The sequence below is a fragment of the Sphingopyxis sp. LARHCG72 genome, assembly GCF_052871675.1.
In genome coordinates this window covers 321,924-341,954 of sequence record NZ_JBIXJU010000005.1, presented here as the reverse complement: position 1 = coordinate 341,954, position 20,031 = coordinate 321,924, and the positions used below count along the sequence as shown (strand labels likewise).

Here is a 20,031-nt window from a genome sequence, read left to right as displayed (position 1 = left end):
GTCAGACTCCTTTCGTTCTCATATCGTTAACCAGTTAGTCACGCGGAATCCCTAGAGTTCTGCGCTTGACGGCGGACTCCGCCGGACTCATCAGGGCCTTCTTACGAGCAAGGAACGGGGTGAAGCATGGGTGTGATGGAACGGGTCAAGGCGCCGGCGACGAAGAAGCGGACGCCGAAAGTCGACCCCGCGGACCTGCCGCTCGACAGCATCCTGCAGGGCGATTGCGTCGAGATGATGCGCAGCCTGCCTGCCGCATCGGTCGACATGATCTTCGCCGATCCGCCGTACAACCTCCAGCTCGGCGGCGACCTGCTGCGTCCCGACGGCAGCCAGGTCGACGCGGTCGACGATGATTGGGACAAGTTCGACAGCCTTGCGACCTATGATCGCTTCACTCAGGCGTGGCTCAAGGAAGCGAAACGCATCCTGAAGCCGAACGGCAGCATCTGGGTGATCGGCAGCTATCACAACATTTTCCGCGTCGGCACCGCGCTGCAGGACAATGGCTACTGGATCCTCAACGACATCGTGTGGCGCAAGGCGAACCCCATGCCCAATTTCAAGGGCACGCGCTTCACCAACGCGCACGAGACGCTGATCTGGGCGTCGATGGGCGAGAAGTCGCGCTACACCTTCAACTACCGCGCGATGAAGACGCTCAACGACGAGCTTCAGATGCGTTCGGACTGGCTGATCCCGATCTGCGGCGGGCAGGAGCGGCTCAAGAAGGGCGGCACCAAGGTCCACCCGACGCAAAAGCCCGAAGCCTTGCTCTATCGCATCCTGCTCGCCTGTTCGAACCCGGGCGACGTGATCCTCGATCCCTTCTTCGGCACCGGCACGACCGGCGCGGTTGCGAAGCGTCTCGGCCGCCACTTCATCGGCATCGAGCGCGAGGATGACTATATCGAGGCCGCGCTGGAACGTATCGAACTCGCGCTGCCGCTCGACGAAAGCGCGGTGAAAACGATGATGGCGCCGAAGGCCGCGACACGCGTTGCCTTTGGTACGCTCGTCGAATGCGGCATGATCGCGCCGGGAACGGTGCTGACCGACACGAAACGCCGCTGGAAGGCGAAGGTGCGCGTCGACGGCAGCCTCGAATGCGAAGGCCAGCCCGCGGGGTCGATCCACAAGGTCGGCGCGGGGTTGCAGGGCGCGCCGAGCTGTAACGGCTGGACCTTCTGGCACATCGATACCGGCAAGGAACTGCGTGTGATCGACGCGGTGCGGCAGGATTGGCTGCTGGCGAACGAAGCCTGATGTTCCAGCCGCTGACCAGGCCCGACCTCGGCGCCGCGTCGGCGGCCGCGCAAATCTATTGCCGCCCGACCTGTTTTGTCGACCGACCGCACGAGCTCGACGACGATTGCCTGCGGATCGCCGACACGATGGTCTGGTTCGCGGCGTGGCACGTCAGCCTGCGCGACGGTTCGACGGTCAAATCGGCGATCGTGCCGGTTTCCGAATGGGCCGGCTGGGTCGCTGCGATGCCCGACCGGCTGGCGCAGGCCGCAACCGCGCAGCGCGCCGGTGTCGCGCGGCCGCGCGGCGTGCTCCAACTCGGCGAGCGGACGATCCGGCTGAACGAGCCGCAACTCATGGGCATATTGAACGTCACGCCCGACAGTTTTTCGGACGGCGGCAAGCATGTCGATACGGCCGCCGCGACCGAAGCCGGCTTCGCGATGGGCGCCGCCGGGGCGGCGATCATCGACGTCGGCGGCGAATCGACGCGCCCCGGCGCGCCGCTGATCTGGGAAGGCGACGAGATCCAGCGCATCGAAGGCGTCGTCGCGGCGCTTGCGCGCGGCGGCGTCGCGGTGTCGATCGACACGCGCAAGGCCGCGGTGATGGAGGCGGCGCTCGCCGCCGGCGCGCACATCGTCAACGATATTTCGGCGCTGCGCTATGATGAGCGCGCGATGGAGGTCGTCGCGAAAGCGAGCTGTCCCGTCGTGCTGATGCACGCGCCGTCGGCCAAGAGCGATCCGCACGAGGGCGGAGACTATGCGCATGTCCTGTTCGACGTTTACGACATGCTCGCCGAGCGCGTCGCGGCGTGCATCGCCGGCGGAATCGACGCATCGCGCATCATCGTCGATCCCGGCCTCGGCTTCGGCAAGAGCATCGGCGACAATCTCGCGCTCATCAACGGCCTTACGCTGTTTCACACGCTTGGCTGCCCGATCCTGTTCGGCGCGAGCCGCAAGCGGATGATCGGCGCACTCGATAACGAGGCGCCCGCAGACCAGCGCCTCGGCGGCACGGTGGCGCTCCATTATCAGGCGGCGGCGCAGGGCGCGCAATTGCTGCGCGTCCACGATATTGCCGAGAACCGGCAGGCGCTGCGAATCTGGCGCGGCTTGAGGGATGCGGCGCTGACCGCCTGATCAGGCCGCGGTATCGATCCCGAGGTCGCTCAATTTGCGATAGAGGGTCGAGCGGCCGATGCCGAGGCGGCGGGCGACTTCGCTCATCCGGCCGCGATAGTGGCCGATCGCGAGGCGGATCACGTCGGCCTCGATCTCTTCGAGCGGGCGCAAATTGCCGTCGGGCAGGTACAGCGTGACGCCGATCGCCTCGCCATTGATTGCGACTTCGCCGGCGCTGCCGGTTCCGCCGCCGAGAGTAGCCTCGATCGCGCGGAAATCGGCGCTGGTGAGCACGTCGGTCTTGCTCTCGACCGCGGCGCGGAACAGCACGTCCTGCAACTGGCGGACGTTGCCCGGCCAGGCATAGGCGGCGAGCAGGCGCAGCGCGTCGTCGGTGATGCCGATCGTCGCCATGCCCGGCAGGCCGCCGATGCGCGCGAGCAGGTGGCGCGCGAGCGGACCGACGTCGCCGCGGCGTTCGGAAAGCGAGGGCAGGGTGAATTGCGCGCTCGACAGCGCATAGAACAGGTCTTCGCGGAAATGCCCGGCCTCGATCAGCTTGTCGAGCGGGCTCGCGCTGGTGGCGATGATGCGGACGTCGACGCTCTGGCGGATCGAGCCGCCGATCATCTGGACTTCGCCGCTGTTGAGGAATTCGACGAGCTTTGCCTGCGTCTCGAGCGGGATGCATTCGACATGGTCGATGATGATGCTGCCGCCGTCGGCCTGGACGAGCCGGCCGACCTGCCGGTCGAATGCGCCGGCAAAGGCGCCGCGTTCGTGGCCGAACAGCCCCGATCCGATCAGGCCCGGCGACACCGCCGAGCAATCGACCATAACGAGCTGGCCGCGCGCGCGCGGGCTGGCGCTGTGGATCGCGCGCGCGAAGACCTCCTTGCCGGTGCCGGGTTTGCCGTTGATCATCACCGGCACACGCGCACGCGCGGCCTTGGCGGCGATGGCGAGCGCGCTGCGGAAATTCGGGCTCGATCCGATGATTTCCTCGAAGGCGAGCGGGGCGCGCAGCTTTTCGGTGAGCGGACGCAGCTCGCCCTGCGGGCCGCTGGTCGACACGACGCGATCGAGCGCTTCGAGCAGGCGATCGGGCGCGATCGGTTTCTGGACGAAGTCGCTCGCGCCGGCGCGCATCGCACCGACCGCGACCTCGACCCCGTTGCGCATCGTGATCACGACGAGCGGCAGCGCGGGGCGCCAGCGGCGGAGCTCGGCGACGAATTCGGAAATGTCCATCCCCGGCGCGCCCTGGTCGACGAGCACGGCGTCGAGCGCCATGCCTTCCTGCGTGCCGAGCTTGGCGAGCGCGGTGTCGGTGTCGGCGGCGATGACGCTGCGCCAGCCGCCGCGCGATACCAGCGCCGCCAGGAAGCGCTGCTGGGCAGGCTCGCTGTCGACGATCATCACCATTCGCGTGTCGCGCGTGTTCGTCATCGTTTCGAATCTGCCCCCTGAACCGACATTGCTATGGGTTTGTTCTGCTGAAGCGGGCATATCTATCCGATAGGGGTAAAAGGGCGATTAAGGCCGTTCGTCTTTTGGCACAGCGAGGCGGTGAGGCCAAACCCGCACTTGAGCATCGCCGGACGCGTGGCTAAGACCGGCGCGAAGGCCGATTCTGGGGCGGGGCACTGCGTGTCCTGCTCGCGGTAAACGGCGGAAAAAGGGGAAAAGCGATGGCGCAACAGGAAATGAAGGCAGCGAACGACACCTATGCGGGTTTCCTCAGCCTGCTGAAAATCGGGTCGATCATCACCGCGGTCGTCACCGTCGGCGTCGTCCTTCTCATCGCGTCCTGATCCGACCGGCATGCGCATCGCCGTCTTGAAGGAGCTCGCCGCCGGCGAGACCCGCGTCGCCGCGACCCCGGAAACCGTGAAGAAATTCATTGGCTTGGGCGCCGAAGTTGCCGTTGAATCGGGGGCAGGGGCCGAAGCCTCGATTGCCGACGCCGATTATAGCGCCGCGGGCGCGAAGGTCGGAAGCCGCGCCGACGCGCTGAAGGGCGCGAACATCATCTTGGGCATCCAGGGACCCGACCCCAAGAGCCTCTCGGGCTTTGCCGACGGCGCCTGGCTCGCCGCGGGGCTCAACCCGTTCGGCGAACGCGAACGCGTCGACGCCTATGCGAAGCTCGGGCTCGAAGCGCTGGCGATGGAATTCATGCCGCGCATCACGCGCGCGCAGTCGATGGACATCCTGTCGAGCCAGGCGAACCTCGCCGGATACAAGGCGGTGCTGATGGCGGCGAACGCCTATGGCCGCGCCTTTCCGATGATGATGACCGCCGCGGGTACGGTCAGCGCCGCGAAGGCGTTTATCATGGGGGTCGGCGTCGCCGGGCTTCAGGCGATCGCGACCGCGCGCCGCCTCGGCGCACAGGTCAGCGCGACCGACGTGCGTGCCGCGACCAAGGAACAGATCATGTCGCTCGGTGCCAAGCCGATCTTCGTCGAGAGCGTCGCGGGGATCGAGGGCGAGGGCGCGGGCGGCTATGCCACCGAAATGTCCGACGAATATAAGGCGGCGCAGGCCGAACTCGTGTCGTCGCATATCGCCAAGCAGGACATCGTCATCACCACCGCGCTGATCCCGGGGCGCCCTGCGCCGCGGCTCATCAGCGACGCGCAACTCGCGACGATGCGCAGCGGCAGCGTGATCGTCGACATGGCGGCCGAAAGCGGCGGCAATGTCGAGGGTTCGGTTTCGGGCGAGGCAAAGAAGATCCACGGCGTCACCGTGATCGGCGCGAAGAATATCGCCGCGCTGATGCCCGCGGACACCAGCGCGCTGTTCAGCCGCAATCTGTTCAACTTCCTCTCGGCCTTCTGGGACAAAGAAGCCGGCAAGCCCGTGCTCGACGAGGAAATCGGCAATGCGGTGCGCCTGACGCAGGGCGGCAAGGTCGTGAACGAGCGGCTGCTGGGGTGAGCTTGCTGCTGGCCCTCGCGCTGGCGGAAGCGACTGCGCCGGCGGCACCGCCGCCGGGCCTGCAATTTTCCTTCTGGCGGATGGCGGCTTTCAAATCGCGGGCAAAGGATCTCGGCTGTAATGCTGGTGGGCTCGACGGCGAACTCGAAGCGGTCCGCAAGCAACTGGCAAAGCGCTATGGCAAGGAAGCCTTTGCCTGGCCCAAAACTCCTCCGCCTGCCGGCAGGAGCGAAGGCGACTGCTATATATCCCTGATGGTGTATCGAACGAATCTCGGCGATTTCAAGCGCGACGCTGCCGCCGCGCTGGCGGCTGCGCCCTAGCCGGTTCGACCGGCGCGGATCGTGCTTTTTCCTGAAAATTGGCCGATTTCAGCCTTTTCATGAAACTTCCTTTGGTTACTATGCGTTCAGGGTTCGTAACCCTGACTCTCAACCAACTGGAGAATGATTGATGTCGTCTGCGAAGCTTTTCGCCACTCCCCTCCTTGTGCTTGCCACGCTCTCGCCCGCCTATGCGCAGGAAACTGCCGCACCGGCCGAAGTCGCTGTCGATGCCGCTGCCGATGCTGCTGTCGATGTCGCTGCTCCGGCGGACGCCGCTGCCGATGCCGCCGCACCGGCCGAGCGTACGGGCATTGCGCTCGAAATCGGTACCAAGCCCGATCACAAGACGTTGGCGAATGCGCTGACCGCGGCGGGCGTTTCGGAAAAGCTCGCCGGCCAGCCGTTCACCATCTTCGCGCCGACCGATCAGGCCTTTGCCGCGGTGCCGCAGTCGATGACCGACTGGCTGATGAACCCGAACAACACCGAATCGCTTGCGAAGGTGCTGACCTATCACGTCGTCCCGGGCCGCGTGACCGCGGAGGATCTTTTCGCGAAGATCAAGGCAGGCGGCGGCAAGGCGACGCTCGCGACCATCGAGGGCGAAGCGCTGACCTTCACCGAGGTGCAGGGCAATATCAAGGTCGACGGCACGCAGGGCAGCAGCGGCTTCATCACCCAGCCCGACGTCGAACAGTCGAACGGTAATATTCACGTCATCAACGGCGTGTTGATGCCGACCCTCGGCTGACGATTCGCGCCGCTGCGATCGTCATTTGAAGGATAAGGACATGAAAACCCATCTGATCTTGACGGCCGCAGCGGTGGCGCTCGCGCTGTCGGGTTGCGGCAGCAAAAAGGATGCGCCGGTTGAGCCGGCGACGGTGTCGGGAAGTGAAGCCGCGCCCGCTGCCTCCGCCGATCCCTCGACGATGCAGGCGGGCGACACGATTGCGCAGAATCTTGCAGCCTCGCCCGCCCATAAGACGCTGGCTGCCGCGCTGACGCAGGCGGGCCTCGCGCAGACCTTGTCGGGTGCCGAGCCCTTAACGGTTTTTGCGCCGACCGACGCGGCCTTCGCACAGGTGCCGCCGGTGACGCGCGACGGCTGGATGCGCCCGGCGCAAAAAGACGTGCTCGCCGCGGTCCTGAAATATCATGTCGTTCCGGGCAAGCTGACCGCAGCCGATCTGGCAGCGAAGATCGCCGAAGGCGGCGGCAAGGCCGTGCTGAGGACGGCGGACGGACAGGATCTGACCGCTACGAAGAGCGGCGATGCGATCCTGCTCACGAGCAGCAGCGGCAACAAGGCGACGGTGACGCAAGCCGACGTCGGCCAGTCGAACGGCGTCGTCCATGTCATCGACGCGGTGCTTCTTCCGAAAATGTAAAAAACATCGCTGGCTCGCCCGGCAATGCGATATTTTATGTCGTGAAACGCCCGCATTTCCCGCGTCCGGAAATGCGGGTGCTGCTTTTTGGCTGCTTTGGAGTCGACAGGCTGGACGGCGCGCGGCAAGAGGTGCGCGAAACGGAATCAGCAGGGGAGCGAGCCCGTGGATTTTATCGCGATTTTTTCGATTTTCATACTGGCCTGCTTTGTCGGCTATTTTGTCGTCTGGTCGGTGACTCCGGCGCTGCACACGCCGCTGATGAGCGTCACTAACGCCATTTCGTCGGTGATCATCGTCGGTGCGCTGATCGCGGCCGCCGCCGCGGGGTCGGCCTCGTCCAAATGGCTCGGCCTCGCCGCGGTCGTGATGGCGAGCATCAATATCTTCGGCGGCTTTGCCGTGACGTCGCGCATGCTCGCGATGTACAAGAAGAAGGGGCGCTAAGATGGACGTTCAGGCCATTCTTTCCGCCGCGACCGGCGGCCATGGCGCAGTAAATCCGTATGCAGCGATCGCCTATCTGGTGTCGGGCATCCTCTTCATTCTCGCGCTGCGCGGGCTGTCGTCGCCAGCGACGGCGCAGAGCGGCAACCGCTTCGGCATGATCGGCATGGCGATTGCGGTCGTCACCACGATGCTCACGCATTCGCCCGTAGGTGCCGACGGCCTGCTCGACAGCATCTCGCTCGTCGAAATCCTCGTCGCCATCGGTATCGGTGCGGTGATCGGGATCGTCATGGCGCGCAAGATTGCGATGACCGCGATGCCGCAGCTCGTCGCGGCCTTCCACAGCCTCGTCGGTCTTGCCGCCGTTGCGGTCGCCGCGGCTGCCTATCTCAATCCGGGCGCGTTCGGGATCGCCGATGCGGCGGGGCAGATCCACACCGTTAGCCGGATCGAAATGGGGCTGGGTATCGCGATCGGTGCGATCACCTTCTCGGGCTCGGTCATCGCGTTCCTCAAGCTCAACGGCAATATGTCGGGTTCGCCGATCATGCTGCCCGGACGCCATGTCATCAACCTCGGCACGCTCGCCGCGATCGTCGCGCTGACGGCCTATTTTACGCAGGACCAGTCGCCGTGGGTGTTCTGGACGATCACCGGCCTCAGCTTCCTGATCGGCTTCCTGCTGATCATCCCGATTGGCGGCGCCGACATGCCCGTCGTCGTGTCGATGCTCAACAGCTATTCGGGCTGGGCCGCGGCGGCGATGGGCTTCACGCTCGGCAACACCGCGATGATCATCACCGGCGCGCTTGTCGGCTCGTCGGGTGCGATCCTGTCGTATATCATGTGCCGCGCGATGAATCGCAGCTTCATCAGCGTGATCGCCGGCGGCTTCGGTGCCGACGCGGCGGCGGGCGATGGCGGGTCGAAGGAACAGCGCCCGTGGAAGCCGGGCAGCGCCGACGACGCCGCCTTCCTGATGAGCCAGGCCGAAAATGTCATCATCGTCCCCGGTTACGGCATGGCGGTCGCACAGGCGCAGCACGCGCTGCGCGAAATGGCCGACCTGCTCAAGAAAGAGGGCGTGAACGTCAAATATGCGATCCACCCCGTCGCGGGACGTATGCCGGGCCATATGAACGTGCTGCTCGCCGAGGCGAATGTCCCCTATGACGAGGTGTTCGAACTCGAGGACATCAACGGCGAATTCGCGCAGTGCGACGTCGCCTTCGTCATCGGCGCGAACGACGTGACCAACCCGTCGGCAAAGACCGACAAGACGTCGCCGATTTACGGGATGCCCGTTCTCGACGTCGAAAAGGCGAAGACGGTGCTGTTCGTGAAGCGCTCGATGGGCGGGGTCGGCTATGCCGGCGTCGACAACGACGTCTTCTATATGGATCAGACGATGATGTTGCTCGGCGATGCCAAGAAGATGGCCGACGACATCGTCAAAGCACTCAACGGCGGCGGGCACTGACGCTTTGCCGCAAACTTGCGCCCCCGGCCTTGCCGGGCGGCGCCAACTTATCTAGCCATGATCGGGACCGGGCAGGCAAAGGCCCGGTCCTTTTGTATTCCGGAGGACCATCTTGCGCAAAATCGGCCTGATCGGGGGAATGAGCTGGGCATCGACCGAGCTTTATTACCGCCATCTCAACAAAGGGGTTCAGAAGCGCCTCGGCACCGCCTGTTCGGCGCCGATCCTGATGGAGAGCCTGAACTATTGCGAGCTGTCGCGGATCACGACGCCCGAGGGGTGGACGCACGCGAAAGAGGTGCTGATCGCCTCGGCGCAGCGGCTTGAGGCGGCGGGGGCGACCGCGCTGATGATCGCAGCCAATTCGATGCACAAGGTGGCGGAAGATGTCGCCGCGTCGATCTCGATCCCGATCCTCCATATCGTCGACGAAACCGGCGAGAAGATGAAGGCCGACGGGATCAAGGCGGCGGCGGTGATCGGCACGCGTAACGTGATGACCGAACCCTGGTTTCGCCAGCGGCTGGTCCGCCACGGGCTGACGCTCGCGCCCTATGACACGACGCGTGCCGACGAGATCGACCGGATCATTTACGAAGAGCTGATGCTCGGCAAGGCGAACGAAAGCTCGCGCCGCACGATGAAGACCTTCATCACCGACATTGCGAAGCAGGATATCCAGGCGATCGTGCTCGCCTGCACCGAGCTGGTGATGCTCGTCGACACCGACGCCAATTTGCTGCCGATCTACGACACGACGCGCATCCATGTCGCGGCGGGGGTCGACTGGATTTTGGGCGAGGGCTGACAGGAGCTCCCCTCCCGCAAGCGGGAGGGGGCCGGGCTCAGCTCATCTTCGTCCACGTCACCGTGCGGCAGAACAGGCTGACGCAGCCTTTCATCGTCATCTTGCCGCCGTTGGCGCGCAGATGCGCCTTGTAGTAGCGGCCGTCCTCGGGGCTGTAGCCTTCGCCTTTCCAGCCGTCGCCGTGCGGGACGAGATCCCAGTAAATCTGCAGCCCGGTGACCTGTCGACCGCGTTTTGCCTGGTCGGGATTGCGCTCGTCGCGCTGGCCGCCGGCGGGCTGCTTGATGAGCAGGCGATCGACGCGTCCGCACATCTTGTTTCCGCACGCCGCCATGACGACGACAGCCTTGCCATCGTCGGTTTTCCATCGCCCCGCGATCGGTGCGGGCGCCGCGGCCATCGATGGCACGGCTATCAAGGCGACAAGCGCCAAACCTAATCTGTGAATCAAAGCGACCTCTCCCCGGTTAGCTACACATATGTCAGCAACATCGCTTGGCATCCGTCAAGTCTTGCACCATGCTCCCCGAAAATAAGGGGAGAGACATATGCGATTCCATGGCCTGCGCCACGCGGCGACGCTTTGCATCGTGGCAGCAACTGCCGCCAGTCCGGCGGCGGCGAAAGTCATCAGCGTCAGTGCGACAACGCCCGACGCGAACGAAAAGCTGCAAGAGGCGCTGATCCTCGCCGCGCCCGGCGATACGGTGCAACTAGGCGCGGGCGTGTGGAAGCTGACCGACGGCCTGTCGCTCGACGTCGCGAATGTGACGATACGCGGTGCGGGGGCCGGCGAGGGCGGGTCGATCCTCGACTTTACCGGACAACAGGGCGCGGGCGAGGGGCTGCTCGTCACCTCCGACGATGTATTCCTGACCGAATTCGCTGTGCTCAACACCAAGGGCGACGGCATCAAGTCGAAAGGCGCCGACCGCATCGTCTATCACAAGCTGCGCGTCGAATGGACCGCAGGGCCCAGGGAAACCAACGGCGCCTACGGCATCTATCCGGTCGAAAGCAGCGATGTGCTGATCGACAGCGTGTTCGTGCGCGGCGCGTCGGACGCGGGCATCTATGTCGGCCAGTCGAAGAATATCGTCGTCCGCGATTCGATCGCGACCGAAAATGTCGCGGGGATCGAGATCGAGAACAGCTACGACGCCGACGTCCACGACAATATCGCGACAAAGAATACCGGCGGCATCCTCGTGTTCGACCTGCCGAGCCTGCCGATGCAAGGCGGCCACAATGTTCGCGTTTTCGAGAATATCGTGAACGACAACAGCACACCCAATTTCGCGCCGAAAGGCAATATCGTCGCGAGCGTGCCGACGGGCACCGGAGTGCTCGTGATGGCGAACCGCAATGTCGAGATTTTCGACAATGTCTTTGCCGACAATGGCACCGCGAATGTCATGATCGTCGGCTATCGTTACGAGCATAAGGACCCGAAGTACCAGCCGCTGCCGAAGCAGATCGTCGTGCGCGGTAACCAGCATGGCAAGGCGGGCTATGCGCCGAAGTTTCCGGGCGGCGACATGATCGCAGCGGCGATGGGCGGCAGCATTCCGCCGGTTCTGTGGGATGGTGCTGGCGATGCGGTCGTGCTGGACAAGGTCGGCGTGCTGTCGCTGAACCTGCCCGACGTGAAGACGCCGCAGAGTGAAGCGAAGCCGTCGCCCGCCGACCTGTCGAAGGGCATGCCGCCCGCGGCGCTGCCAACGATCAAGCTGCCCGATGCGATGGAAGCGAAGGTCCGGTGAGACGCATATTCGCCGCGATTGGTGCGGCGCTGCTGTGTGCGAGCGGCGGGGCGGCCGTCGTGGCGCCGGCTGTCGATCAGGCGCTTGTCGAGAGCGATGCGATGCCGCCGAAGCTGTCGGCGTTCGGGCTGTTCCGCGGCAACGATCCAAAAATGCCGTCGACCGGCGTCGGTTATACGCTGCGCGCACCGCTGTTCAGCGATTATACCGACAAGCACCGCTTCATCTCGATCCCGGCGGGGAAGAAGGCGAAGGCGGGAAGCGACGGAGTGATTGAATTTCCGGTCGGTACGGTGCTCGTCAAAAGCTTTGGCTGGAGCGACGTCAACGGCGGCCGTCCCGTGGAGACGCGCCTGTTGATCCGGCGTGCGTCGGGCTGGACCGCGCTGCCCTATATCTGGGATGCCGACGGCAAGGATGCGACGCTGGCGCTTGGTGGTCGCCGCGTGCCTGTGGCCTTCAAAAGCCCCGATGGCGAAATGCACAACATCCGCTACGCGGTGCCGAACAAGAACCAGTGCAAGGAATGCCACAGCCTTGCCGGCGAGATCGTGCCGATCGGACCCAAGGTGCGCAATTTCATCCTCGACCCGGCGGCATCCGGCAAGCTGCGCGGCCTCTATTTCGAAAATCCGGCGGCGCTGAAACCGACGATGCCGCAATGGGACGATCCGAAAGCCGGCAGCGTTGCGGACCGCGCCCGCGCCTATCTCGACGTCAATTGCGCGCACTGCCACAATCCGGCGGGCAGCGCGTCGAACAGCGGGCTATTCCTGCGCTGGACCGACGATCCCACCGGCGTGAACTATGGCATCGGCAAGCGCCCGACCGCGGCGGGACGCGGCAGCGGGGGCATGGATTTTGCCATCGCGCCGGGCGATCCCGACCACAGCTTCCTGATCTATCGCCTCGAAAGCACCGACCCCGGCATCGCGATGCCCGAGGTCGGGCGGTCGACGGTGCACAGGGAAGGCGCGGCGTTGCTGCGGCAATGGATTGCGGAGATGCCGAAAGCATCGCATTAGGCGGGTTATGACCCAGCTTGTGCTCCACGATTATTTCCGCTCCTCGGCCAGCTTTCGCGTTCGCATCGCGCTCAACCTCAAGGGGCTCGATTACGAGCGCGTCGAGATCAGCCTGATCGCGGGCGAGCAGCGCAGCGACGCCTATCTCGAGCAGAATGCACAGGGCTTCGTGCCGATGCTCGTCGTCGACGGCGAGCCGATCATCCAGAGCATGGCGATCATCGACTGGCTCGACCGCGCTTTCCCCGAACCGCGGCTGATCCCCGAGGACGCGATGCCGCGCGCGATCGCGCTTGCGCGCGCGCAGGTGATCGCGAGCGACATCCACCCGCTCAACAATCTGCGCGTGCTCAAATATCTGAAACGCGATTTGGGTCTCAACGAACAGACCAAGGACCGCTGGATCGCGACATGGATCACGCAGGGGTTCGAGGCATTGGAGGCGATGGCGGGCGACGGCAAATATCTCGGCGGCGATACGCCGGGGATCGCCGACTGCTGCCTCGTGCCGCAAATCTATAACGCGCGGCGCTTCGAGGTGCCGCTCGACGCCTTCCCGCGGCTGATCGAGATCGACGCCGCGTGCATGGAGCTGGAAGCATTTCAAAAGGCGCATCCCGACGCGGTCAAGCCGGCGTGATCCGCCTTTTGACCGGAGCCGCCGCGCTCGCACTGCCGGCGGCGGCGATGGCGCAGCAGGAGGCGCCTGCCGAACCCGCCGACGAGACCTATTACGAAGAGTGCTGCGTCCATTATTATCCTCTGCCGAAGGATGTCATCGTTGTGAACGGCAGCGGCGTGCTCGGTCGGTCCGATAGCGACAAGGTCCAGGCGAACAGCTTTCTGACCGACGTTGATCCGGGGCTGGGCAACCGGATCGAGAACCGGCTGCGCGACGAGGCGGGGCTGGTGCAATTTCGTCGATCGGATGGGCGTTCCGCGCATCCGACGAGTCAAGGCATCACGCTCCGCGGCCTCGGTGGTAACGCGTCGAGCCGCGCGCTGGTGACGCTCGACGGAATCCCGCAGGCCGATCCCTTCGGCGGCTGGGTCGCGTGGAGCGCCTATGATGCGATCAATCTCGGTGGCATCTTCATCACTCGCGGCGGTGGCAGTGGCGTCGATGGTCCCGGCGCCCTCGCAGGAACGATCGGCCTTCATTCGGAGATGACCGACGGTGTGACGGGCAGCGTCGCCTATGGCAGCCGCGACAGCCTCGACGCCTCGGCGTCGGCAGGAACTGAACTCGGCGAGGGCGGGCACGTCGCGCTCGATGCACGCTATGGCCGCGGCGACGGCTTCATTCCGGTTGCCAAAGATCAGCGCGGCACGGTCGATCGCGCCGCACCCTATGAACAGGGCGGCCTTGGTCTGCGGCTGCGCTTCGATGCCGGTGACGACAGCCGGATCGAAGCAAGTGTGCGTGGCTTCTCCGACCGGCGCGACCGCGGTACCGATTTCACCGACAGCCGGATCGACGGAGTCGATGCCAGCTTGCGGTTCCTGCACAATCCGTGGGGTTCGACCCAGTTGCTCGCGCTTGCCTATATCCAGCTTCGCGACTTCGAGAGCGGTTTCGCGAGCGTCGCTGCGGGACGCAACAGCGTCGCGCCCGCACTCTTCCAGCGCGTGCCGGCGACAGGGCTTGGCGCGCGCGTCGAAGTGCGCCCCGGGATCGATCTCGAAAACCCGCTGCGCATCGGCGTCGACTGGCGGCGGACGGTCGGGCGGACCGAGGAGGATTTCTTCTTCACCGGCACCGTGCCCGGTCGCCATCGGGTCGCGGGAGGGAGCGGGGACACTGTCGGGGCCTATGCCGAATGGACTTCGGGCGAGGTTCAGGACGGCTTCCTCTGGACGCTGAGCGGCCGCGTCGATCGCTGGTGGCTCGGCGAGGGCTATCGGCTCGAACGCAATATGGCCGGGCCCGTGATCACCAACCTTCGCTTTGCGGAGCGGCAGGGGTGGGAGGGCAGCGGCCGCGCGGGCGTGCGTTGGAGCTCCGACGCCTTCATCTTGCGTGCTGCCGCCTATCGCGGCTGGCGCCTGCCGACGCTCAACGAACTCTATCGTCCCTTCCGCGTCGGCGCCGAAGTCACGACCGCGAACGAGATGCTGAAGCCCGAGCGACTGTGGGGTGGCGAGGTTGGGGCCGATTGGGACAATGGCGATACGAAACTGTCGGCGACGCTATTCGCCAATCGCCTGACGAACGCCATCGCCAATGTCACTCTCGCGCCGAATCTCAACCAGCGGCAGAATCTCGACGCGATCGACAGCAAGGGCGTCGAGGTCAGCGCCGAGCAGGCGGTCGGTCCGCTGACACTGCGTGCAACCTATGCCTACACCGATGCGAAGGTCGACACTTCGGGCGCGGCGATCGCGCTCGACGGGCGCCGTCCGGCACAGATCGCGAAGCATGGTGGCAGCGTGTCTCTGCGCAACAATGGGCGCGGCCCGTTCGGGGGCTTTGCGACGCTGCGTTATATCGGCGGGCAGAACGAGGACGACCTCGGGTTGCTCCGGTTGGACGATGCGCTGACGCTCGATGCGGGCCTGTCCTGGCGCTTCTCCGATGCGATCAGCATCGAGGCGCGTGGCGAGAATCTGTTCGACGAACTCGTGCCCGCCGCGATCTCGTCATCGGGGATCGTCGAACGTGCGACCCCGCGGACCCTGTGGGTGGGCGCGCGCGTATCTTTCTGACTTTTGCGCGGTTCCGCCCTTCACAGGCCCGAAACAGGCGATAGGATGGACGGCGCCGGGATTTTCGAGCGTGTGGGGGTTACCAATTCATGGCCGCGAAGAAGCTGAATCTCGACAATTTCCTGCCGTACCGCCTGTCCATCGCATCGAATGCCCTGTCGAGCCGGATCGCCGCCGAATATGAGAATCGCTTCGGGCTGAAGATTCCCGAATGGCGGTTGATGGCGGTGCTCGGCGAAGGCCAGCCGAAGACGCAGCGCGAACTGGTCGAGGCGACGCGCATGGACAAGGTGACGGTGAACCGCGCCGCCAAGGCGCTCGCCGACCGTCAGTTGATCGCGCGCCAGGCGCATGAAGCCGACGGGCGCTCGCACCATCTCGACCTCACCGAAACCGGGCGCTCGCTCTATGATGCGATCGTTCCCGCCGCGCTGGCGAGCGAGGCGCAGCTCGAATCGAATATCAGCGCGGGTGAGCGCGCCACGCTGATGGCGATCCTGGCGAAGCTGACCGCTGCCGCCGAAGATTATGGTTGATCGTGCGTACCGTGCCGCGCCGTCCGAAGCGTTGCGCGTCGAGCCGCTGGGCGAACTGACCGCGATTTTCGACCGGCGCTCGATGCAGACGCACCTCGTCGTCTCGCCGCTGCCCGAAATACTGGGTGCGATGGGTTCCGACTCCTGCAACGCCGCCGATCTCGCCGCGCGGTTGGCCGCCACCTTCGATCTCGGCGCGGCGACGGACGCGCGGCCGATCCTTGCCGAGCGCCTCGCCGAACTCGCCGCGATGGGGCTGGTGGAGCGCGCGTGAGGCATAGTGCGCGCATTGCGGTCGGCCCGGTGCAATTCCGTATCGGCAGCGACTGGCGGGAACCGATCGCGGCGCTCGAACGCCTCTACGCCGGCTATCCACAGGACGATGCGCGCCCCGCTGACGCAACGGTGCGGTTGTTCGCGGCGCGGCCGTGGCGGCGCTGGCTGCGCCCGTCGGTGCATATCGGCGGCGACTTCATCGTTCCCGACGCGCTGCCGCTGCCGCTGTCGATGGGGCTGCTCGCCGCGGAGATGGGGATGAATTTGCAGGTCGCGCTCGGCTGGCGGCGGCACATGTTGCTGCACGCGAGCGCGGTCGCGAAGGACGGCCGCGCGCTGATCATGTCGGGCGAATCGGGGTCGGGCAAGTCGACGCTCGCGGCACTGCTCGGTGAAGGCGACTGGCGGCTGATGGGCGACGAATTCACGCTGATCGATCCCGCCCGCGGTGATGCCTTCGCGTTCCCGCGCGCGGTCAGCCTGAAGAATGAAGCGATTGCCGAGGTCGTCGCGTGCGTCGACCCGGCGCGGCTTGGCCCGCTGCTCGCGGGCACGCCGAAGGGCGATATCCGCCACCTGATCCCGCGCGCCGACGCAATCGCCGCGATGCACGAGCCCGCGCGCCCGGCGCTGCTGCTCTTCCCGCGCTTCGGCGGTGCGGTGTCGGTCGAACGGATGGGTGAGGGCGAGGCGTTCGTTCGGCTGACCGAGGCGTCGACCAACTATGTTGCGCTCGGGGAGGCGGGTTTCGCTGCACTGACGCGGCTGGTCCGCGAAACCCCGGCGTTCGGCATCACCTATCCCGACAGCGCAGCCGGGATATCGCTGGTCGGGCAGTTATGGGCCGAGGCCGCCAAATGAGCGCGGTGCGTACCTTCGTCGACCTGCTCGCCGGCCGCTGCGCCGCCGCCGCTCTGGCACGGCGTGATTGGGACGGGGTGATCGGCGTTGCGCGTAGTGAGGCGATGCTTGCGACGCTCGCGCACCTTATCGCCGAGGCCGACTTGCCGCCGGCCGTCGCCGCGCTCTTCGCCGACCAGCGCGCCGCCGCCAAAGTCGCGCAGCGCCAAGCCTTGTGGGAGGCCGAGATGGCGCGGCGCGCGCTCGCGCCCGTCGGGATCGAGTTCGTCTTGCTGAAGGGGACGGCCTATGCCGCGGCCGGCATGGCGTGCGCCGAAGGGCGGCAGATCGGCGATCTCGATATCCTCGTCCTCGCCACCGACATCCGCCGTGCAGAGAATGAACTGCTCAACGCCGGATGGGAGTGGGTCAAGTCGGACCCCTATGACGACCTCTATTACCGCGAGCATATGCACGAGCTGCCGCCGCTGATTCACAAGGCGCGCGACCGGATGATCGATGTTCACCACACGATCCTGCCGCGCACGCACCGGATCACCCCCGACGCGCTCGCGCTGGTCAGCGATGCGGTGACGATCCGCGATGGCCATGCGGTGCTGAACCCCGCCGACATGGCGTGCCATTGCGCGGCGCATCTGCTCGCCGATGGCGATTTGCAGGGTGGCCTGCGCAACCTGTGGGATTTTCACACAATGACGCGTGATTTCGCGGCGGCCGATCCGGGTTTCTGGGGGCGGCTCGACGGACGCGCGGCGCTCCACGGGCTGCGCGATGCGGTCCACCGCGCGGCGCGTCTGGCGCGTGATGTCTATGGCGCGGTGTTGCCCGAGGGGTGGGACCGGCAGGATCCGTCCGACATCTGGTTCCGCCGCCGGCTGTTCGCGCGCGACGATTGGGGGCGGGTCACGCACCCCGTGCTGGAACAGGCCTTCTACATTCGCTCGCACTGGCTGCGGATGCCGCCCACGATGCTCGCGCGGCATTTGTGGACCAAGTGGCGCAAGCGCTAAAGGCTCGCGAGCAAAGGCACCAGCGCGTCGAAATGGTCGATGACATGGTCCGCGCCGAGTTCGGCAGCGGGGCGGTCGAGAAAGCCGAAACTGACCGCGACGCTCGGTACGCCCGTATTTTTTGCGGCCATGACGTCATAGATGCTGTCGCCGACAAAGGCCGTGCGCCCGCCGCCGCATCGTTCGACCATCGCGCGGATCGGTTCGGGCGACGGCTTGCGGACCCCCAGCGTGTCGCCGCCGATGATCGTCGCCATGCGGTCGGCAAGGCCGAATTCGGCGAGCAGGATGCGTGCGAGATGCTCGGCCTTGTTCGTGACCACCGCCGTGCGCACGCCCAGCGCGTCGAGCCGGTCGAGCGCGGCGGTCACGCCGGGGAAGGGGCGGCTGTGGACCGCGATATGCGCCTCATAGAAGCGCAATAGCTCGGGATAGAGCCGCTCGACCGCGCCATCGGGTGCGCCTCCGGTCGCGCGCAGGCCTTCCTCCAGCATATGCTTCGCACCGCGTCCGATCATCGGCCGCACGGCCGCCTCCGCCAGCGGTGCGCGGTCCATCAGTCCCAGCGCATGATTGACCGCAGCGGCCAGGTCGCCGAGCGTATCGAGAAGCGTGCCGTCCAGGTCGAAGCCGACGATCGCGAAAGGAAATCCGTTCATCCGCCGCGCATGGCGCGATGCTCTGGAAACCGCAATGATTTGCTGGCATGGCAACGCGCATGAGCAATAAGATCGCCGCTATCGTCCTTGCCGCCGGCAAGGGAACCCGCATGAAGTCCGACCTGCACAAGGTTCTGCACCCGATCGCCGGGCGGCCGATGTTGCTGCACCTGATGGCGAGCGTCGATGAACTGAGCCCTGCGAAGAAGGTGGTCGTCGTCGGGGACAAGGCTGACCAGCTCGAGGCGGCGCTTGGCGGCACGGCCGAGCTTGCCGTGCAGGACCCGCAGCTCGGCACCGGCCATGCGGTGCAGCAGGCCGAGGGTGCGCTGGCGGGTTTCGACGGCGACGTGCTGATCCTCTATGGCGACGTGCCCTTCGTTCCTGCCGCGACGATGCAGGCGATGATCGACCGGCTGGGCGCCGCCGACGCGCCCGCCGTCGTCGTGCTCGCCTTCGAGCCCGCCGATCCGTTGCAATATGGCCGCGTCATCACCGAGGGCGACCGCGTCGTGAAGATGGTCGAGCATAAGGATGCGACCGACGCGGAGCGCGCGGTGCGCCTCTGCAATTCGGGGTTGATGGCGGCGAAGGCGCGCGACCTGTTCGCATTGCTCGCGCGCGTCACCGACGACAATGCCGCGAAGGAATTTTATCTCGTCGACATCGTCAACATCGCGAACGCCGACGGGCGGTCGTGCGCGGTCGTGAAGACCGACGCCGACGATGTCGCCGGGATCAACAGCCGCGCCGAACTCGCCGCGGCCGAGGCGCAGTGGCAGGCGTTCAAGCGCGAGGAAGCGATGGCGGGCGGGGCCTCGCTGCGCGCGCCCGAGACGGTCTGGTTCTCGTGGGATACTGAGCTTGGCCGCGACGTGACGATCGAGCCCAATGTCTTTTTCGGCCCCGGGGTGAAAGTTGCCGACGGCGTGAATATCCGCGCCAATTGCCATATCGAGGGCGCGACGATCGGCACGGGGTGCGAGGTCGGCCCCTTCGCCCGCCTTCGCCCCGGTACGGTCCTTGGCGAAAAGGCGAAGATCGGCAATTTCGTCGAGACGAAAAAGGCGGTGCTGGGCAAGGGCGCGAAGGCGAACCACCTGACCTATTTGGGTGATGTGACTGTTGGCGCCGGTGCGAACATCGGCGCGGGCACGATCACCTGCAATTATGACGGCTATTTCAAATACAAGACCGAGATCGGCGAGCGCGCCTTCATCGGATCTAACAGCGCGCTCGTCGCGCCGGTAAAGATCGGTGCCGATGCGATCGTCGCTGCGGGCAGCGCGGTGACGCGCGACGTCGCCGACGGCGAGCTTCGCCTCGTGCGCGGCGAGCAGCTGGTCAAGCCCGGCTGGGCCGACCGCTTCCACGACGCGATGCGCAAGAAAAAAGCCGCAGAGAAGAAATAACCAC

At 65.6% G+C, this 20,031-nt stretch carries 22 protein-coding genes; 19 read left to right on the top strand and 3 right to left on the bottom strand.

Annotated features, from left to right (window positions below; genetic code table 11):
• The first annotated feature begins 126 nt into the window (after positions 1-126).
• The gene (locus tag ACIPPQ_RS13935) at positions 127-1,266 is read left to right on the top strand and encodes a DNA methyltransferase (protein ID WP_446544660.1); all 1,140 of its coding nucleotides are present in this window, start codon (positions 127-129) and stop codon (positions 1,264-1,266) included.
• Positions 1,266-2,396 carry a dihydropteroate synthase gene (gene folP / locus ACIPPQ_RS13930; RefSeq protein ID WP_446544659.1) on the top strand — a complete coding sequence of 377 codons (1,131 nt, stop codon included), beginning with the start codon at positions 1,266-1,268 and terminating at the stop codon, positions 2,394-2,396. Before ACIPPQ_RS13935 ends, folP begins: the two co-directional genes overlap by 1 nt.
• On the opposite strand, the gene ACIPPQ_RS13925 is transcribed toward folP, so the two are convergent.
• Entirely contained in the window at positions 2,397-3,827 is a 1,431-nt protein-coding gene (locus ACIPPQ_RS13925) for a sigma-54-dependent transcriptional regulator (protein ID WP_446544658.1), read from the bottom strand. It abuts the gene before it with no gap.
• A 242-nt stretch (positions 3,828-4,069) separates the two neighbouring features.
• Here ACIPPQ_RS13925 and ACIPPQ_RS13920 point away from each other — a divergent pair, with 242 nt between their 5' ends.
• The 8 genes from ACIPPQ_RS13920 to ACIPPQ_RS13885 all read left to right on the top strand — a co-directional run bounded on the left by ACIPPQ_RS13920 (position 4,070) and on the right by ACIPPQ_RS13885 (position 9,779).
• Positions 4,070-4,192 carry an aa3-type cytochrome c oxidase subunit IV gene (locus ACIPPQ_RS13920; RefSeq protein ID WP_446544657.1) on the top strand — a complete coding sequence of 41 codons (123 nt, stop codon included), beginning with the start codon at positions 4,070-4,072 and terminating at the stop codon, positions 4,190-4,192.
• Positions 4,193-4,202: 10 nt separating this feature from the next.
• On the top strand, positions 4,203-5,324 hold the full coding sequence (locus tag ACIPPQ_RS13915) for an NAD(P) transhydrogenase subunit alpha (protein ID WP_446544656.1): 1,122 nt from the start codon (positions 4,203-4,205) through the stop codon (positions 5,322-5,324).
• The gene (locus ACIPPQ_RS13910; protein WP_446544655.1) at positions 5,321-5,647 is read left to right on the top strand and encodes a hypothetical protein; all 327 of its coding nucleotides are present in this window, start codon (positions 5,321-5,323) and stop codon (positions 5,645-5,647) included. The genes ACIPPQ_RS13915 and ACIPPQ_RS13910 overlap by 4 nt, the downstream gene beginning before the upstream one ends.
• Before the next feature lie 130 nt (positions 5,648-5,777).
• Positions 5,778-6,401, top strand: coding sequence for a fasciclin domain-containing protein (locus ACIPPQ_RS13905; RefSeq protein ID WP_446544654.1), 624 nt, complete (start codon positions 5,778-5,780; stop codon positions 6,399-6,401).
• Between the two features lie 40 nt (positions 6,402-6,441).
• Positions 6,442-7,041, top strand: coding sequence for a fasciclin domain-containing protein (locus ACIPPQ_RS13900; protein ID WP_446544653.1), 600 nt, complete (start codon positions 6,442-6,444; stop codon positions 7,039-7,041).
• 165 nt (positions 7,042-7,206) lie between these two features.
• Positions 7,207-7,488, top strand: a complete 282-nt coding sequence (locus ACIPPQ_RS13895) for an NAD(P) transhydrogenase subunit alpha (protein WP_327454275.1) — start codon at positions 7,207-7,209, stop codon at positions 7,486-7,488.
• 1 nt (position 7,489) lies between these two features.
• Positions 7,490-8,971, top strand: a complete 1,482-nt coding sequence (locus tag ACIPPQ_RS13890) for an NAD(P)(+) transhydrogenase (Re/Si-specific) subunit beta (protein ID WP_446544652.1) — start codon at positions 7,490-7,492, stop codon at positions 8,969-8,971.
• A gap of 112 nt (positions 8,972-9,083) precedes the next feature.
• Positions 9,084-9,779: an aspartate/glutamate racemase family protein gene (locus ACIPPQ_RS13885; protein ID WP_446544651.1), complete on the top strand. Its 696-nt coding sequence runs from the start codon at positions 9,084-9,086 to the stop codon at positions 9,777-9,779.
• A gap of 37 nt (positions 9,780-9,816) precedes the next feature.
• On the opposite strand, the gene ACIPPQ_RS13880 is transcribed toward ACIPPQ_RS13885, so the two are convergent.
• Positions 9,817-10,179, bottom strand: a complete 363-nt coding sequence (locus ACIPPQ_RS13880) for a DUF2147 domain-containing protein (RefSeq protein ID WP_446544650.1) — start codon at positions 10,177-10,179, stop codon at positions 9,817-9,819.
• Between the two features lie 148 nt (positions 10,180-10,327).
• Between ACIPPQ_RS13880 and ACIPPQ_RS13875 the strand changes: the two genes are divergently transcribed.
• The 8 genes from ACIPPQ_RS13875 to ACIPPQ_RS13840 all read left to right on the top strand — a co-directional run bounded on the left by ACIPPQ_RS13875 (position 10,328) and on the right by ACIPPQ_RS13840 (position 17,956).
• A complete protein-coding gene (locus ACIPPQ_RS13875; RefSeq protein WP_446544649.1) occupies positions 10,328-11,542 on the top strand; it encodes a parallel beta-helix domain-containing protein in 1,215 nt (404 codons plus the stop codon).
• Positions 11,539-12,567 (top strand): SO2930 family diheme c-type cytochrome, encoded by a 1,029-nt coding sequence (locus ACIPPQ_RS13870; protein ID WP_446544648.1) that lies wholly within the window; start codon positions 11,539-11,541, stop codon positions 12,565-12,567. The genes ACIPPQ_RS13875 and ACIPPQ_RS13870 overlap by 4 nt, the downstream gene beginning before the upstream one ends.
• A gap of 7 nt (positions 12,568-12,574) precedes the next feature.
• On the top strand, positions 12,575-13,207 hold the full coding sequence (gene maiA / locus ACIPPQ_RS13865) for a maleylacetoacetate isomerase (RefSeq protein ID WP_446544647.1): 633 nt from the start codon (positions 12,575-12,577) through the stop codon (positions 13,205-13,207).
• On the top strand, positions 13,204-15,273 hold the full coding sequence (locus ACIPPQ_RS13860; protein ID WP_446544646.1) for a TonB-dependent receptor: 2,070 nt from the start codon (positions 13,204-13,206) through the stop codon (positions 15,271-15,273). The genes maiA and ACIPPQ_RS13860 overlap by 4 nt, the downstream gene beginning before the upstream one ends.
• An 89-nt stretch (positions 15,274-15,362) precedes the next feature.
• Entirely contained in the window at positions 15,363-15,809 is a 447-nt protein-coding gene (locus tag ACIPPQ_RS13855; RefSeq protein ID WP_327454259.1) for a MarR family winged helix-turn-helix transcriptional regulator, read from the top strand.
• The gene (locus tag ACIPPQ_RS13850) at positions 15,802-16,083 is read left to right on the top strand and encodes an HPr-rel-A system PqqD family peptide chaperone (protein ID WP_446544645.1); all 282 of its coding nucleotides are present in this window, start codon (positions 15,802-15,804) and stop codon (positions 16,081-16,083) included. Before ACIPPQ_RS13855 ends, ACIPPQ_RS13850 begins: the two co-directional genes overlap by 8 nt.
• Positions 16,080-16,946, top strand: a complete 867-nt coding sequence (locus tag ACIPPQ_RS13845) for an HprK-related kinase A (RefSeq protein ID WP_446544644.1) — start codon at positions 16,080-16,082, stop codon at positions 16,944-16,946. The genes ACIPPQ_RS13850 and ACIPPQ_RS13845 overlap by 4 nt, the downstream gene beginning before the upstream one ends.
• Complete coding sequence (locus tag ACIPPQ_RS13840) at positions 16,943-17,956, top strand: nucleotidyltransferase domain-containing protein (RefSeq protein WP_446544643.1); 1,014 nt, start codon at positions 16,943-16,945, stop codon at positions 17,954-17,956. The genes ACIPPQ_RS13845 and ACIPPQ_RS13840 overlap by 4 nt, the downstream gene beginning before the upstream one ends.
• Here the strand turns inward: ACIPPQ_RS13840 and ACIPPQ_RS13835 are convergent.
• Positions 17,953-18,615, bottom strand: a complete 663-nt coding sequence (locus ACIPPQ_RS13835; RefSeq protein ID WP_446544642.1) for an HAD-IA family hydrolase — start codon at positions 18,613-18,615, stop codon at positions 17,953-17,955. The genes ACIPPQ_RS13840 and ACIPPQ_RS13835 overlap by 4 nt on opposite strands.
• A 47-nt stretch (positions 18,616-18,662) precedes the next feature.
• Here ACIPPQ_RS13835 and glmU point away from each other — a divergent pair, with 47 nt between their 5' ends.
• Positions 18,663-20,027 carry a bifunctional UDP-N-acetylglucosamine diphosphorylase/glucosamine-1-phosphate N-acetyltransferase GlmU gene (glmU, locus tag ACIPPQ_RS13830; protein ID WP_446544641.1) on the top strand — a complete coding sequence of 455 codons (1,365 nt, stop codon included), beginning with the start codon at positions 18,663-18,665 and terminating at the stop codon, positions 20,025-20,027.
• Positions 20,028-20,031: the final 4 nt, after the last annotated feature.

Coding starts and splice junctions, on each gene's coding strand:
- ACIPPQ_RS13935 (WP_446544660.1), top strand. CDS start 127: ATGGGTGTGATGGAACGGGTCAAGGCGCCGGCGACGAAGAAGCGGACG.
- folP (WP_446544659.1), top strand. CDS start 1,266: ATGTTCCAGCCGCTGACCAGGCCCGACCTCGGCGCCGCGTCGGCGGCC.
- ACIPPQ_RS13925 (WP_446544658.1), bottom strand. CDS start 3,827: ATGACGAACACGCGCGACACGCGAATGGTGATGATCGTCGACAGCGAG.
- ACIPPQ_RS13920 (WP_446544657.1), top strand. CDS start 4,070: ATGGCGCAACAGGAAATGAAGGCAGCGAACGACACCTATGCGGGTTTC.
- ACIPPQ_RS13915 (WP_446544656.1), top strand. CDS start 4,203: ATGCGCATCGCCGTCTTGAAGGAGCTCGCCGCCGGCGAGACCCGCGTC.
- ACIPPQ_RS13905 (WP_446544654.1), top strand. CDS start 5,778: ATGTCGTCTGCGAAGCTTTTCGCCACTCCCCTCCTTGTGCTTGCCACG.
- ACIPPQ_RS13900 (WP_446544653.1), top strand. CDS start 6,442: ATGAAAACCCATCTGATCTTGACGGCCGCAGCGGTGGCGCTCGCGCTG.
- ACIPPQ_RS13890 (WP_446544652.1), top strand. CDS start 7,490: ATGGACGTTCAGGCCATTCTTTCCGCCGCGACCGGCGGCCATGGCGCA.
- ACIPPQ_RS13880 (WP_446544650.1), bottom strand. CDS start 10,179: ATGGCCGCGGCGCCCGCACCGATCGCGGGGCGATGGAAAACCGACGAT.
- ACIPPQ_RS13875 (WP_446544649.1), top strand. CDS start 10,328: ATGCGATTCCATGGCCTGCGCCACGCGGCGACGCTTTGCATCGTGGCA.
- maiA (WP_446544647.1), top strand. CDS start 12,575: ATGACCCAGCTTGTGCTCCACGATTATTTCCGCTCCTCGGCCAGCTTT.
- ACIPPQ_RS13855 (WP_327454259.1), top strand. CDS start 15,363: ATGGCCGCGAAGAAGCTGAATCTCGACAATTTCCTGCCGTACCGCCTG.
- ACIPPQ_RS13850 (WP_446544645.1), top strand. CDS start 15,802: ATGGTTGATCGTGCGTACCGTGCCGCGCCGTCCGAAGCGTTGCGCGTC.
- ACIPPQ_RS13840 (WP_446544643.1), top strand. CDS start 16,943: ATGAGCGCGGTGCGTACCTTCGTCGACCTGCTCGCCGGCCGCTGCGCC.
- ACIPPQ_RS13835 (WP_446544642.1), bottom strand. CDS start 18,615: ATGAACGGATTTCCTTTCGCGATCGTCGGCTTCGACCTGGACGGCACG.
- glmU (WP_446544641.1), top strand. CDS start 18,663: ATGGCAACGCGCATGAGCAATAAGATCGCCGCTATCGTCCTTGCCGCC.